This window comes from Rhizobium sp. NPDC090275, from assembly GCF_044772225.1.
Lineage (GTDB): Bacteria > Pseudomonadota > Alphaproteobacteria > Rhizobiales > Rhizobiaceae > Rhizobium.
Map to the genome: position 1 here is coordinate 1 of NZ_JBIVYL010000004.1, position 14,104 is coordinate 14,104.

Annotated in this window: 11 protein-coding genes and 1 rRNA gene; 3 read left to right on the forward strand and 9 right to left on the reverse strand. The window is 60.8% G+C overall.

Annotated elements, in window-relative coordinates; all coding sequences use genetic code 11:
- A 16S ribosomal RNA gene (locus tag ACIQUB_RS11390) occupies positions 1-77 on the reverse strand; the annotation flags it as partial.
- Positions 78-654: 577 nt separating this feature from the next.
- On the opposite strand from ACIQUB_RS11390, the gene ACIQUB_RS11395 reads away from it, so the two are divergent.
- On the forward strand, positions 655-1,920 hold the full coding sequence (locus ACIQUB_RS11395) for an exonuclease SbcCD subunit D (protein ID WP_402929493.1): 1,266 nt from the start codon (positions 655-657) through the stop codon (positions 1,918-1,920).
- Positions 1,920-5,393 (forward strand): AAA family ATPase, encoded by a 3,474-nt coding sequence (locus tag ACIQUB_RS11400; protein ID WP_402929495.1) that lies wholly within the window; start codon positions 1,920-1,922, stop codon positions 5,391-5,393. Before ACIQUB_RS11395 ends, ACIQUB_RS11400 begins: the two co-directional genes overlap by 1 nt.
- A 33-nt stretch (positions 5,394-5,426) precedes the next feature.
- Here ACIQUB_RS11400 and ACIQUB_RS11405 read toward each other — a convergent pair whose 3' ends face one another.
- Genes ACIQUB_RS11405 through ACIQUB_RS11425 form a run of 5 tightly spaced genes read right to left on the reverse strand, consistent with a single transcriptional unit; the run spans position 5,427 to position 8,921 of the window.
- On the reverse strand, positions 5,427-6,314 hold the full coding sequence (locus tag ACIQUB_RS11405) for a CsgG/HfaB family protein (protein WP_348625648.1): 888 nt from the start codon (positions 6,312-6,314) through the stop codon (positions 5,427-5,429).
- A 31-nt stretch (positions 6,315-6,345) separates the two neighbouring features.
- The gene (locus ACIQUB_RS11410; protein ID WP_402929498.1) at positions 6,346-6,771 is read right to left on the reverse strand and encodes a curli production assembly/transport component CsgF; all 426 of its coding nucleotides are present in this window, start codon (positions 6,769-6,771) and stop codon (positions 6,346-6,348) included.
- Between the two features lie 5 nt (positions 6,772-6,776).
- Complete coding sequence (locus tag ACIQUB_RS11415; RefSeq protein ID WP_402929500.1) at positions 6,777-7,244, reverse strand: hypothetical protein; 468 nt, start codon at positions 7,242-7,244, stop codon at positions 6,777-6,779.
- A complete protein-coding gene (csgH, locus tag ACIQUB_RS11420) occupies positions 7,234-7,563 on the reverse strand; it encodes a curli-like amyloid fiber formation chaperone CsgH (RefSeq protein WP_155947832.1) in 330 nt (109 codons plus the stop codon). Before csgH ends, ACIQUB_RS11415 begins: the two co-directional genes overlap by 11 nt.
- A gap of 59 nt (positions 7,564-7,622) precedes the next feature.
- Positions 7,623-8,921: a curlin gene (locus ACIQUB_RS11425; RefSeq protein ID WP_402929503.1), complete on the reverse strand. Its 1,299-nt coding sequence runs from the start codon at positions 8,919-8,921 to the stop codon at positions 7,623-7,625.
- Positions 8,922-9,103: 182 nt separating this feature from the next.
- On the opposite strand from ACIQUB_RS11425, the gene ACIQUB_RS11430 reads away from it, so the two are divergent.
- Positions 9,104-9,715 carry a hypothetical protein gene (locus ACIQUB_RS11430; RefSeq protein WP_402929505.1) on the forward strand — a complete coding sequence of 204 codons (612 nt, stop codon included), beginning with the start codon at positions 9,104-9,106 and terminating at the stop codon, positions 9,713-9,715.
- Positions 9,716-9,759: 44 nt separating this feature from the next.
- Here ACIQUB_RS11430 and ACIQUB_RS11435 read toward each other — a convergent pair whose 3' ends face one another.
- The 3 genes from ACIQUB_RS11435 to ACIQUB_RS11445 all read right to left on the reverse strand — a co-directional run bounded on the left by ACIQUB_RS11435 (position 9,760) and on the right by ACIQUB_RS11445 (position 14,091).
- Positions 9,760-11,448 carry an ABC transporter ATP-binding protein gene (locus ACIQUB_RS11435; RefSeq protein ID WP_402929507.1) on the reverse strand — a complete coding sequence of 563 codons (1,689 nt, stop codon included), beginning with the start codon at positions 11,446-11,448 and terminating at the stop codon, positions 9,760-9,762.
- Positions 11,445-12,389: an acetamidase/formamidase family protein gene (locus tag ACIQUB_RS11440; RefSeq protein WP_402929509.1), complete on the reverse strand. Its 945-nt coding sequence runs from the start codon at positions 12,387-12,389 to the stop codon at positions 11,445-11,447. The genes ACIQUB_RS11435 and ACIQUB_RS11440 overlap by 4 nt, the downstream gene beginning before the upstream one ends.
- Positions 12,390-12,471: 82 nt before the next feature.
- Positions 12,472-14,091 carry an ABC transporter substrate-binding protein gene (locus ACIQUB_RS11445; RefSeq protein ID WP_402929511.1) on the reverse strand — a complete coding sequence of 540 codons (1,620 nt, stop codon included), beginning with the start codon at positions 14,089-14,091 and terminating at the stop codon, positions 12,472-12,474.
- Between the last annotated feature and the right edge of the window lie 13 nt (positions 14,092-14,104).

Genomic DNA, 14,104 nt, shown 5'->3' on the forward strand with positions numbered 1-14,104 from the left:
CTTGCGGGGCGTTCGACTTGCATGTGTTAAGCCTGCCGCCAGCGTTCGTTCTGAGCCAGGATCAAACTCTCATGTTGAGAATTCAATCATTGGCACTTACGTCACGTTCTGAATCGACGAGAACTTCACACCTGTCCTCTAAGCGCCTGAGCCGAAACCCAAACACCAAAGACCAGTGTAACTTCTCTTGATAAACGTGACCGCCAAAGTCTCTTTCAAAGATCAAGTATCTCTACCCGATCCGCGAACTCCGCCGCCCACGTTTCTCTTTCTTCTCATCTTCAATTGTCAAATAACAGACCAGTCAAACCAGTCGAAATTCCCCGTCCCAAACCGAAATCCGGAACCAATCAGCATCGCAGCCAATCAAAGAAATCCAGAGCGAAAGTCACCGTCGCCAGCAGCGCCGCCGCCCTCGTTCTGTGAAGCGGCTTATAAGGCCCCATACCCAAACAAGTCAACAAGCCTTTTTCAAAAAATCGCAGTTTCTGGCAACTGACTGATTTGAATGGGGAATTTCCAGAAGACCTGTTTGGGTGCCGGAAACGGCGTTGAATCCGTCGAGGTTATGCCCTCCCCAGCCTGCTTGAAGCCCAGACGGTGGCATGAACAGGATCGATCTGCCATATAGTGACGCGCACCCTTGAGGATCTGATGCCGTTTCGCTTTATACATACCGCCGATATTCACCTGGATTCCCCCCTGCGCTCGCTGGCGCTGCGCGATGAAGCGCTGGCCGAACTGATCGGCAACGCCACCCGAGCGGCCTTCGTTTCGATCATCGATCTCTGCCTGGAAGAACAGGTCGACGCCTTGATCATTGCCGGCGATCTTTATGATGGCGATCAGACGTCGATGAAGACGGCGCGTTTCCTCTCTGCACAGATGCAGCGGCTGAATGCGGCTGGCATCGCCGTCTATAAGATACGTGGCAATCACGATGCGCTTTCCAAGATCACCCAGGAGCTGGTGCTGCCTGATAACGTCAAGGTGTTCGGCGGGCGCGCCGAAGCCGTCGAGCGCATCAAGGATGGTCTCGATATAGGGATCCACGGCTTGAGCTTCGCCAAGCCGCAGGCCCCGGAATCGCTGCTGCCGAAATTCAAGGCGCCGATCGCGGGCGCGGTCAACATCGGCATCATGCATACGAGCCTCGCCGGCGCGCAGGGGCACGACGTCTATGCACCCTGCAGCGTCTCGGAGCTGCACGCTTCCGGTTTCGACTATTGGGCGCTTGGGCATATCCATCAGCGGACACACCATCACGGCGCGCGCACGGTGATCATGCCCGGCATGCCGCAGGGCCGCGATATCAACGAGGCCGGCGCCAAGACCGTATCGCTGGTGACGATTGCGGATGACCGGACGATCACCATCGAGGAGCGTCTGACAAGCGTTGCTCAGTTCGAGCGCGTGAGCGTCGATCTTACCGATATCTCGGAATGGCGCGAGGCGGCGGGCGCCATCGAGCTGGCGCTCGGGCGCGAACGCGAGACGACTGCCTCGCCTCACCTCGTCGCTCGCCTGCGGCTCACCGGGCAGACGCCGCTATCGTGGCGCCTTCATCGCGATATCGATCTGTTGCGCACAGAGGCCGAGGAACGCGGCGACCGCATCGGCCAGACCTGGATCGAGAAGCTGGAGCTTGCCGTACACGCGCCCGAGGAAGTTGGGAAAGTCACCGCCGATCCTGTCATCGAGCTTGGCGATCTGATGCGTGACAAGGTCATGGCGAGCGCCGGCTTTCGCGACGAGATCGGCGAGATGGTCAAGGACCTGCTCGCCGATCTGCCGCCGGAGAGCCGTCGCTTCGCCGGCGATGACCCGGCAAGCTTCGAGCGCTTTATCGATGAGTTGATGCTTGACGGCGCCGACGACATCACCGCGCGGATGAAGACCTGGGATCACGGAGAGAACTGATGCGCCTTCGTCGTCTCGACCTGACCCGCTACGGGAAATTCACCGACCATTCGATCGATTTCGGTCAGCCCTCCAAGGGCGAGCCTGACCTGCACATTATATACGGCCTGAACGAGGCTGGAAAATCGACGACGTTCGATGCCTTTCTCGATCTGCTCTTCGGGATCGGGGCCACCAGCAACTACAACTTCATTCATCCCTATAACTCCATGCAGATCGGTGCTCGGCTGGAATTCGATGGCGGAGAGCACGAACTCGTGCGGCTGAAGCGTCGGACCGGCAGTCTCGTCGACAGCAGCGGTCAGCCGGTCAATGAGGGCATGCTATCGGCGGCGCTCGGCGGGATCGGGCGCGATGCTTACAGGACGATGTTCTCGCTCGACGACCACTCCCTGAAAGAGGGCGGACAGGCGATCATCCAGAGCAAGGGCGAACTGGGCGAATTGCTGTTTTCGGCAAGCTCGGGGCTCGCCGGCCTTAACAGATCGCTGGTCATGGCGGCGGACGATGCGGCGGCCATTCATCGCAAGCGTTCGTCGAGCACAAAACTCGCCGAGTTGAAGCGAGCACTTGACACGTTGAAGAACGAGCGCAACGCCATCGACACCTTCGCGGCCGCCTACTCCGTGCTCGCGGCAACCTTGACGCAGGCCAGCGCATCCTACGATGCGGCTAACGCAGAGTTGGTTGAGGCCAAGCTTCGGCAGGCGGAGCTGAACCGTATTCTCGCGACGCTGCCGCTTACAACCGAACTCGATCGCCTTGCGGCGGAGTTCGCCGGTCTCGGCGAACTCCCGCGCCCGCCGGCGGATTGGTTCGCGCTGTTGCCGCAGCTTTCGCGTGATGAGACACGGCTGCAGGCTCTCGCGGAAACCGCGGAACGCTCCATTCGCCAATTGTCGGATGAGATCGACAGCATGGTCGTGGATGAGCAGGCGCTATCGATCGCCACGATTATGGAGACACTCGAGATCGGACGAGCGCGCTATCGGGCGGCTGCGGACGATCTGCCAAAGCGCAAAATCGCCCTCGCCGAGCAGGAGGGCATCCTGTCGCGGTTGCTGTTCGATCTCGATCAGGCGGGGCATGCAAATCCCGAGAAGTTGTTGCTGCCAGCGCCATCCATTGGCGCCATCCGCGACTTGATGGAGAAACGCTCTGGGATCGACGCAGAGATCGCTTCCGCGGAGCGCGAGCTTCGGCGCGCCAACGATACGCTCAACCGCCTGAAGGAAGACGCGGCCGAATCTGACATCGGGACCGAGCTGGAACCGGATACACAATCGCGCATCGAGAGTGCGCTGGCGAGACTGATGGACACCGACCTGCTCTCGCGTCTCGCCGTCGAGGAGCGCTCCTATCGCCAGGTGCGCCGCGATTTCGACGATCGCATCGCGCTGCTGGCGCCTTGGTCGGGCGACCTGAACGAGCTGGCGGCGATGAAGGCCGCTGACTCAAGGCAACTCGATATGTGGCGATCTCAGGCGACGTCGATCGACAAGCGCGTGAGTGAGCATCGCGGCAAGCTTCGCGACCTCACCAGCGAACGAGCCGAGACTTTGGCGCGAGTCGCGGCGTTTGCGAGCGAGGGCACGGTCGACGACAGCGCGGCGCAGGCCTTGCGTAGCGCGCGCAACGCGGCCTGGCAAAGCCATCTCACCACGCTCGACGGCACCACCGCCTCCATCTTCGAACAGGCGATGCGGCAAGACGATGCCGCGACAGACACTCGGTTGGCCCGCGCCAAGGACCTTGCCGAGCTCCGACAGTTGACGCTTACCGCCGCCGCCGGCGCGGCCGCTATCAATCGGCAGCAGGAGCTGCTTGCGGAAGCGCTGGCGGATCACGATGCCTTGGCGGACAAGATCGGCACTTATTTGCCCGATGCCATTGAGGCCGAGCCGGATGCGTTGGAGCGGCTGTTGGCGCTTGAGAGCTGGACCGGCAGGCGAAATACTGCGCTTTCGGCCCGGGACGATCTAAAGAAAAGCGAATATGAACTCGAGGCACTCCGCTCCGAGCTCGGGCGGCATCGCACAGAGCTTGAGGCAGCCCTGACCAACGCCAGCGCGCGGTTCGATGCCGACGTCCCGATCGCAGACCTGGCGCGAGCGGCGACGAGACTGCTGGCCGACAGCAGGAGCCGGGAGGAAGCGCGCGCCAACCATAAGAAGGCGGTGAGCGGGCTGACGCGCGATATCGCGGAGCGGGAGCGTGACCATCAGCAAGCGGTTCTCGCCGCGGATGCATGGCGCGATGCCTGGACGGAGGCGCTGTCAGTCACATGGTTTGCCGACAAGGCCACATCCGTTGCCGCCGTCAGTGCTATTTTGTCCACCCTTGCAAGCTTGCCCGGCGTGTTGAAGGAGCGTCAGGATCTGGCGCAGCGCGTATCTGCGATGGAGAATGACCAGAGGCAGTTTCGAGCCGAGCTGGCTAACATTCTTGAACAGACAGAAGCCGATATCCATTCAGGCGATGTGCTCGCCACTGCCAATGTGCTGGTCGAGCGCTACAACAGCGCCTTGCGCGATCAGCAGCACCGCGCGGACCGACGGGTCACGCTTGAGAAACTCCGAGCCGATCAGCAGGCGCTCGACGCTGAGCTTGCCGTTCACAACGCCCGCAAAGCGGAGTTAACTGGCTACTTCGGCGCCGACACGCTGGCCGCCGTCGGAAGCTATCTTGAAGCGGCCAAGGAACGAGAGCGGATCGAGAAGCGTATGGCGGAGCTTCGCGAACAGATTGCCCAGGGGTTGCGCGCGAAAACATATGAGGACGCGACACGGCTATTGTCCGAGATAGACCCCGCCGAGGTCGAGCACAACGCGCTCAATCTCGCCGCCCGGATCGAGGATCTGACTGAGCGCACGCGTGTGCTTTACGCCGACATGACCCGCGCCCAAGACAAGCTCGATGCCGTGGGTGGCGACGACGCCGTTGCCCGCATCGAAGCGAAGCGGCGGACGCTATTGCTTGAGATCGAGGCGCTCGCCATTCGCTATCTCACACTGCGAACCGGCACGATGGCGGCCGAGCAGGCGCTGCATCTCTACCGCGACAAGCATCGCAGCTCGATGATGAACCGCGCTTCACAGGCGTTTCAGACGATCACCGGCGGCAATTACTCGGGCCTCGCCACGCAACCAGACAAGGACAAGGAGATCCTGATCGGCGTATCGCGCGATGGCGGATCGAAGCTCGCAGAGTCCATGTCGACGGGAACGCAGTTCCAGCTTTATCTGGCGCTCCGGCTGGCTGGTTATGAGGAGTTCGCAGCCGTTCGGCCGGCCGTGCCCTTCGTCGCCGACGATATCATGGAGAGCTTTGACAATCCGCGCTCCGAAGAGGTTTTCCGTTTGCTCGGCGAGATGGCGAAGGTCGGCCAAGTCATCTATCTCACACACCATCTGCATCTATGCGAAATCGCCAAATCCGTCGTTCCCCAAGTGAAGATCCATCAGCTAGGATAGGCGTCCGAGCATGCGACGGCAACAGCATCGAGGTCAGAAGGTCTTGACGGCCTCCGCGTTTTCAATCGCCGCGACATCGCCCGGCCGATCGCGCTTGACGTACTCGTTGACTAGGGGGGTGGCGACGGCCGGATTGCTGAAGCTCCATATTCCCGAGCGTACGCCTTCCATGACGGTGGCGTAGACCGCGAGATCGATCGCCTGCCGCACGGCAAGCTGTGTCGGTTCGTTGCGGGTGTAACCGGCCTCGATCTGCAACAGCTTGTCCGTCGAAACGAACTTGTAGACATTGGCGTTCACGCCGGCGGAATAGACGGTCTTCGTCGTCGTGACGCTCAGGAGCACCTCGCCGGTCTGCACCGACACGATGCGGACGCCGACGGTGACCACGTCACGGCGATACTGCGCATCGGCGCCGATGCCGAGGAAATTCGCTCCGACGCCGCCGGTGATCGTGTTGGCATCATAGGTGAGGATACCGCCTTGAACGATCAGCCCGGCGAAGCGGATGGGCGGCAAGGTCTTCATCGCGTCCATCGAATATTCCTGACGCGTGGCGCGGATCAGCTGGCGCTCCTGCAGAAGATCGTTCAGGCCCGTGCGCTCGACCACGGTAAACCAGTTGCCGCCACCCGCGCGCTTCAGCGCGTCGATGATGAGGCCAGAGCCCCCCTGGGTCACGGCCCGCGAGAAGACGGCGACATTGTCGTTCGGCTCGTTCTTGCCCGTCAGATCAGGGAACTGGTAGACGGCGATATCGACCTTCTTGGCCGGCGGCGGAAGGTTTTCGAGGTTTGTGCGCGTCGGCGACGGCGGTGTCACCACCGGCGGCTCCTGAAGCGGTTCCTTGGTGGCCGTTGTTTCCACGCAGCCCGTAAGCAGCAAGGCACTAAGGATAGCGAGAACTCGAACCATTTTCATACGCGGTACTTCCACGAGACGTTGAGACGCTTTACGGGGTCGCAGGCACGGTCACGTTGGTGATCGTCGAGCCGTCATTGATGCTGATCTGGATTTCGCCACCGACACGCACGAACGAGATCGTCGTTCCCGCCAGCGTGTAGCTGCCGCTCGTCTGGGCATTCGCGCCAAACAGGGATTCCGTGATCTGGTTGGCCAGCGAGGCGTAGAGCTGGCTGGTCAGCTGGTTGGCGAACATCTGCCCGGGGGTCAATGCAGAGGGACCCGATATCGCCGACTTGCCGCTGTCCTTGTGCTGGTTCTGCGCGTCGGCCTGCGACATCATCCAGTTTCCGTTCAGCGGGCTACCGCCGAAGGCCGGATTGACCGGAGTATAGACTAGGCTGCCAGCCTGCGCCGCGCAGGCCGAGAACAGAACCGCCAGGCCACCCACCACACTTCTCAGACGTTGTGCCATCGTCTTTACCTCTGACTGAATTGTTGCACCGTGATGGTCTGCCCGCTGACCGTCGAGGACAGGCCGTAGCTGAGGCCATTGCCCATCTGCGTCTGCAGGACCGTGTTGTTGCTTCCGGTCAGTGCGACGCTGGCGCTGTTGCTGTTGCCGACCTGCAGGCTCTCAACGGTGTTTGCGTTGCCGGTCACCGAATAGGAGACCCAGTTGCCATCGCCGATCTGCGTCTCGGAAATCCGGTTCGCGGCGCCGTTCTGCGTGATCGAAGCGGCGTTATTCGACCCCGTCTGCTCGACCGACGCGAAGTTGCCGCCGCCGCTTGGCGCGGCCGTGCCGGCGGGCTGCGGTGCCAGCAGATAGTTGCCGAGATCGGTATAGGCCGATCCTGCATCCTGCGCGGAAGCTGTCGTGGCGATGAGCGCGAGCAGGAGCCCGCCCGCCACCGACGCGAATTTTACTGCTGATCTATTTGCCATTGGAGACCTCGTCGAAAACACATTCGAACTCGGCGCCCAGCGCGTCGCCGCTCAGTTGCACACGAACGCGCGTGCCCCTGGCGTAGTCGAGTTTCGATTCACCGACGAAAACGGGATCGCTGGTCGGAATGCTGAAGGAGCCGGATTGCGTGACATTGGAATTGCCGCTCCGGCCCTCCTTGAGAACCTCGAAGCGGTACTTGCCGAAAGCCGGCACAGGACTGACAATCCGCCCCCTCAGGCGGATTGCGCTTTTGGAGCGCGTGGCATCGACCGTGCACGAAATTGCGGGGGGAGACCCCATATCCATTCCACCCATTCCACCCCTCCTGTGGAAGTGGGGCGACCTAGCCGCCCCACTCTGTGCCATGCGGTTAATTAGTTCTGGACAATGGTTGCGACGTGGCCGCTACCGGTCTGCGACGTCACCGAGAAATTCCCGTAGTTCGTCTGGGTGACCGATGCGAGGTTGCTCGTGCCGTTCTGCGCGTAGTTCGCATAGTTGTTGGTACCGCTCTGGTTGATCAGGGCTGTGTTTTCCTGGCCAGATTCGCCGCCGTACTGTGAACCGATGCTCTTGTTGGAATTGCCGTTCTGCGTGATCGTCGCGACCGCAAAGTTGCCCTGGTTGCTCAAGACATAGTTGCTGTCGCCAGCCTGATTGATCTGCGCGGTCGCATAATTCCCGGTTTGGCTGGTATAGATATAGTTGCCGGAACCGATCTGCGAGCCGTTAACGACGCTATAGCTCCCCGTCTGCGAGTTGATCAGCTGGTTGTTATTGCCCTGCTGAATAAACGGAGTATCGGAGGAAAGGTTGGCGTCGGAGGTACCGATCGCGTTGTGGTTGCCGCTCTGAACGGAGCTTGCATAGTTACCGGAGCCGATCTGCCAGATGTTAGCACCCAGCCAATCGCCGCTCTGCGTAATGGCGAGGCCATTGCCGTCACCTGCACCCTGCACCGCGACAGCGTAGTTGACACTTGCCGAGGTTTGGTTGATCGCAATGTTGTTATTGCTACCATTGACCGGATACCAACGGCCGGTCACGTCCTGCGCCCAGTTCCCCACGGCCTGGCGCGTAAATGCCAATCCTCCGGCACCGTTTTGCATGACTGAGGTGTTGTTGTTGTTGCCGCCCTGGACGATGTCAAAGGCGTTGTTGTTGCCAGTCTGATAGACGCCGGCCTTGCTTCCATTGGACGACGAGTCCTGAACGATCGTGTCGTAGTTGGGCGAGTTGCTCCATCCAACATTCGGCTTGCCGTTGTTCGTGCCATTCTGCTGAAGCTCGACATCGCTGTTGAAGCCGGCCTGAGAGATATGAGCGGTGTTGGTCGTACCGGATTGGAAACCTGCGCCATCGCGGGAGACCCAGTTGTTGTTGCCGGTCTGCGTGATTGTCAGCTGGTTATCGCCGGTTCCGCCACCGTTTTGCTGCAGGAAATAGTTGCCGCCACTGCCGACATGGTTGCCACTACCACTTTGCGTGATTGTCGCATCTTGGCTTGCGTCGAGCTGGTTGAGATAGATAGTATTGTTGTCCGCAAACGCAGACGATGCGCCAATAAGCGCAACGACAGCCGTAGACAAAAGAAGCTTCATTCTCATTTTCGTCCTCCAATTGTGAGAATTTCTTTGTGCCGCTTGTATTCGGAACTGACGCAATACACCCAAGGTTACCGATTTCTTAATAAAGCACACAAATATATACATTATACAACTGTAAATCGATTCAAACGGGGATCATCCAAAAGGGGTACATAATTCATCGCTAATATTTGAATATCCGCGTTGAACATTCGTCGGGACTAGTGTTGTTTGAAGCAAAACACGAGAATTGACGGGAGGAGCGATTGATGTTCGTGCGTAACGCTCTGGCGGCATGCCTTATATTGCCTGCCATTTTCTCCACGCCCGCTATGGCGCAACAAACCGGTTCGACCGCACCTGCGGCCGCGACACAGTGCGATGCAGATTGCATCCGGTCCAATTCCGAAACCGCAGCGCAGATGTGCGCGCGCCCCATCGAGGCGCAGGCGCCGATCGATTTCGAATGGGTAAACCGCCCCTATGCCAGCTTCTTCCAGGAGGCCGACCCGCCAGAAGGACAATCATCAGTTGTCATCTACCGGGGAGATTCCATCCGCTTCGTGACGCCGAAGAAGGAGTGGATTCGAATGACCTTCGAGTGCGCCTATGATGCGACCGCCAGGAAACTGGTCGCCGTGCGCTTGAAGCCCGGCCGAATTGGCCAGCAGCCACCTGTGATCGCTTCCGCGCCACCGGCACCACCTTCACCGAAGGCCGCGCAGATGCAGCAGCCGAGCCATATAGACGGCGCGGCTCTGGGCGCCGCCATCCAGCGAGCCGTAAGACGGCCCAAGCCGGCAGCCAAGCCCTCGCGAACGATGAACATCGGTGAGCCGAGCGGTATAGAGGTCGAGCAGATGGCGATCGCGCCGAACTGATTGCGCGCACCGGGGCAGCCAGCGACCGACCCTCATGTTCGAGATCAGGCGCGGCGACCGGCCACTCCACGGTAGGCGGTCGGATCGGGAACCGGCACCGCGGCGATCAGCGCCTTAGTGTAGTCCACCGTCGGGTTTTCGAAGATCTCACGCCGCGTTCCCGTCTCAACAATCGTTCCGCCACGCATGACGGCGACATGGTGTGACATGCGCTCGACGACGGCCATATCATGGCTGATGAAGAGATATGCGATCCCCATCGTTTCCTGCAGCTCAAGCATGAGATCGAGCACGCGGGCACGAACGGAGACATCGAGCGCCGCAACGCTCTCATCGGCGACGATCAGCTTCGGCTCAAGCGCCAGCGCACGCGCAATGCAGATCCGCTGGCGTTGACCGCCTGAAAATTCATGGGGGTAGCGGCTGGCTGCATCCGGCGTCAGGCCAACGCGGCGTAACAGTTCGGCTGTACGGTCCCGGCGCTCGCTCTTGTTGCCGATGCCATGGATCACCATCGGCTCGGCAATCGCGGTACCAACGGCCATTCGGCTGTCGAGCGATGCATAGGGGTCTTGAAAAATCATCTGCGCGCTGCGGCGTATCGACCGCATATCGCGATGGCAGAGCCCGGAGATGTCCCGGCCGTCTATCATGACACCGCCGGTGAACGGGATGAGGCCCAAGACTGCCTTTCCCGTCGTCGACTTGCCCGAGCCGCTTTCGCCTACAAGCCCGAGTGTCTCGCCAGGCATGATATCGAACGAAACGCCGCTGACCGCATTGACCGGCGGCTTGCCCTTGAAGAACCGGCTGACGGGTGCGCCGTAGCTGACGTTGAGGTCGCGTACGTTCATAACGGGCGCTGCACCAGGCTTGGCCAACTCGGCCTTGCCCGGCGTAACCCGAGGAGGACCATCGGTTCCGGCATGGGCGCCCAGCCGTGGAACGGCCGCAAGCAGCTGGCGGGTGTAGAGCTCCTTGGGGCGCTCGAAGACTTCCAGCGATGATCCGCTCTCGATGATTCGACCGCTCTGCATCACCAGCACGCGATCGGCCATTTCGGCAACGACGCCCATATCGTGCGTGATGAGAATGATCGATGTTCCGAATTCGGCCTTCAGCTCGCGCATCAGCTTGAGTATCTGCGCCTGAACCGTAACGTCGAGCGCTGTTGTCGGCTCGTCGGCAATCAACACCTTGGGCCTGCACGACAGCGCCATGGCGATCATCACGCGCTGCCGCATGCCACCCGAGAGCTCATGGGGAAACTGCTTGAGGCGCTTGGCCGGATCGTTGATATGAACAGTATCTAGCATGCGCAGGGCCACGGCGTCGGCGTTTTCGCTGCCTTGATGCTCGCGGATCGCCTCGGTCAGCTGCGCGCCGATCGACATGACGGGGTTCAGCGACGTCATCGGCTCCTGGAACACCATGGCGACATCGCCGCCACGTACACTGCGCATCGCGCGGTTCGATAGCTTCAGCAGATCGCGCTCGCCAAGCAGAATTTTGCCAGAAGTGACGCGCAGCGACGCCTTCGACAGCAATCCCATTATGGCGAGCGAGGTCACCGATTTGCCGGACCCGGACTCTCCGGCGATGCAAAGCGTCTCGCCGCCTCCCAGCTCGAAGCCCACGTCCCGCAGAACCGGCTTCAGCCCTTCGGGCGTCAATGCGTCGACGTTGAGGTTGCGCACCGACAGGACGGGCGAGAAAGCGGAAGACGATGTCACGTGAATACGATCCTCGGAAAGTAAAAGGACACGACCCAATTCGGCTGATCAACGATCTCGCTGATACTGAGATCGCCACAGACCGAGCAAAGCAGATAGGCGTCGACCGCGCTCATACCGTGCTCGGCGCCGAGCAGGTCAATCATGCGCATCACACTTTCACGCGCGCCGGTCATGAGATCAGGGCCGATGCCGGTTGTGACTTCGTAGCCTGCACCATCGAGATGACGGGTGACGGGCTCGGTGGTCGTGAAGCGCGGCGTTTGCAGACGGGCATCCTTCACCAGCTCAATCGTCGCTTCGACATTCATCTGGCTTTCGATCGCAGTACCGCAGACCTCGCCGTCGCCCTGAGCCGCGTGGGTGTCGCCAATCGAAAACATCGCGCCCTCGACCTCGACAGGGAGATAAAGCGTAACGCCGGCCGTCAGATCGCGAATGTCCATATTGCCTCCGACCCGGCGAGGTGGAACGACGGAGTGGGTGCCGGCTTCGGCAGGCGCGACGCCAACGGTTCCCGCGAAGGGCTTCAGCGGCACGCGGCCACCAGGGCCATAGAGCGCCGGCGCCATGCTGGCGGCATCATAGGACCAGACGTGCAGCGCGGGATCCTTGAACTGATCGGCGAGCAGCCCGAAGCCGGGTATGTTAGCCGTCCAGCCATGGCCCGAGGGCTCGAAGCGGCGGATCGTGACCTTCAGCGCATCGCCCGGCTTGGCGCCTTCGACATAGACGGGGCCCGTGACCGGATTGATCTTGCCGAAATCGAGCATGTTCAGCGTATCGAGCGTGGCATCAGGTCCCAGCTGACCACCGGAAGAATCCAGGCACTCGAAATGTATAGTCTCGCCAGCCTTCGCAACGACGGCGGGCTCGAAATCCTTGTTCCAACCGAAATTGTGCTGGGCACGATGAATGGTGTAGGTGCAGGCAACGCACATAGGATGTCTCCCTCGTTTCTCGACGCCCTCCCGACTTCCCGGGAGGGCGTGCGTCCTTCACGGGCATTTAGGCCCAGAGGGCTTATTGATTGACGTAGATCGCGTCGTAATTGATGACGCGCGTGGGATCGATGTAGATATTGTCGGCTCCGCCCATGCGCAGCGACTTGGCAACGACACGGCGCTCGTTGATGACCGGCACCCAGGGCGCATCAACCATGATGTCGGTGAAGACCTTGCCCCACGCTGCAGTACGCTCGGCCGATTTCGCCGGATCGGACATGGAATCGGCTGCTACCGCACGCTTGTCGAGATCGGCGTTGCAATACCAGGACCAGTTCCAGCCACCTGCGACGGCGCCCGAGCAGCCGAGGATCGGACCATAGAAGTTGGACGGATCGGGGAAGTCGGCGATCCAGGCCATGCCGCCAGACCAGATCATCGGCGCTTCGCCTTCGGTGCCGCCGGCGGCGATGACATTTGCCTGAGCCAGTGCGCGTATTTCCGCCTTGACGCCAACGGCTGCGAGGTCCTGCTGGATCGCCTGGGCGATGCGCGGCTGCGGATCGGTGTTGGTAGCGTAGAGTACGGTCGAGAACCCATCGGCGAAGCCGGCTTCCGCCAGCAGGGCCTTGGCCTTGGCCACGTCATATGTATAGCCGGTGAACGATTTGTCGTAGCCTGGCATCAGCGGCGGCAGCGGCTGGTTTGCAGGCGTCGCGCGACCATTCAGAATGCGCGTAATGCGCTCCTTGTTGATCGCCATGTTCATGGCCTGGCGCACCTTGACGTCGTCGAAGGGCTTCACCTTGGTGTTGAGCGTGATGTAGCCGGTGTGCAGCTGCTCACCATCGACGATCATCTTCGCGCCATCGGCGGAGTTCTTGATCTCGAGGAATTTGGCTGGCGGGATGCCATCGCCCGCGATATCGACCTCGCCTTTCTGCAGGCGAAGAAGTGCTACAAGCGGCTCCTGCCCCACCTCGACGCTGAAGCTGTCGATATGCGGGACGCCCTTGACGAAGTAATCCTTATTGCGCTCGAAGATCAGCTTCTGGCCGATCGTCCAGTCCTTCAGAACGAAGGGGCCAGATCCGACCGGCTTCTTGCCAAAGTCCCCGCCCGCAGCCTCGACGGCTTCCTTCGGCACAACCGAAGCGAAGTTGATAGCAAGCACGTGCAGGAAGGTGGCATCGGGACGAGACAGGTTGAAGATGACGGTCGACGCATCGGGCGTTTCGATGCCCGACAGCGTGGTTGCCTTGCCGCCGGTCACATCCTCGAAGCCCTTGATGGCACCGAAGAAGCCGGCGCCGGGTCCCTGCGTCTTGGGATCGACGGCGCGCTCGATGGAGTATTTCACGTCGGAAGCGACGACTTCGCGGCCGTTCGAGAACTTCACGCCCTTGCGCAACTTGAAGGTATAGGTGAGACCATCGGGTGCGACGGTGAAGCTTTCGGCGAGCGACGGCACGAGGCTCGGCGTGCCGGGCTCGTAGTCCATCAGGCGCGAATAGAGGCTCTTGATCATCGACCAGTTGACCCAGTCATAGCCGATGGCCGGATCAAGCGTGGTGATGTCGTCCTTGTAGGTCACGACGATGTCGCCGCCCTGCGTGGGCGCATCCTGTGCCATGAGGGACAGCGGCGCGAACACCACCATCGTTGCCATTGTCGTGGTTTGAAGCCAGCGTTTGAACATTCTTGGTTCCCCT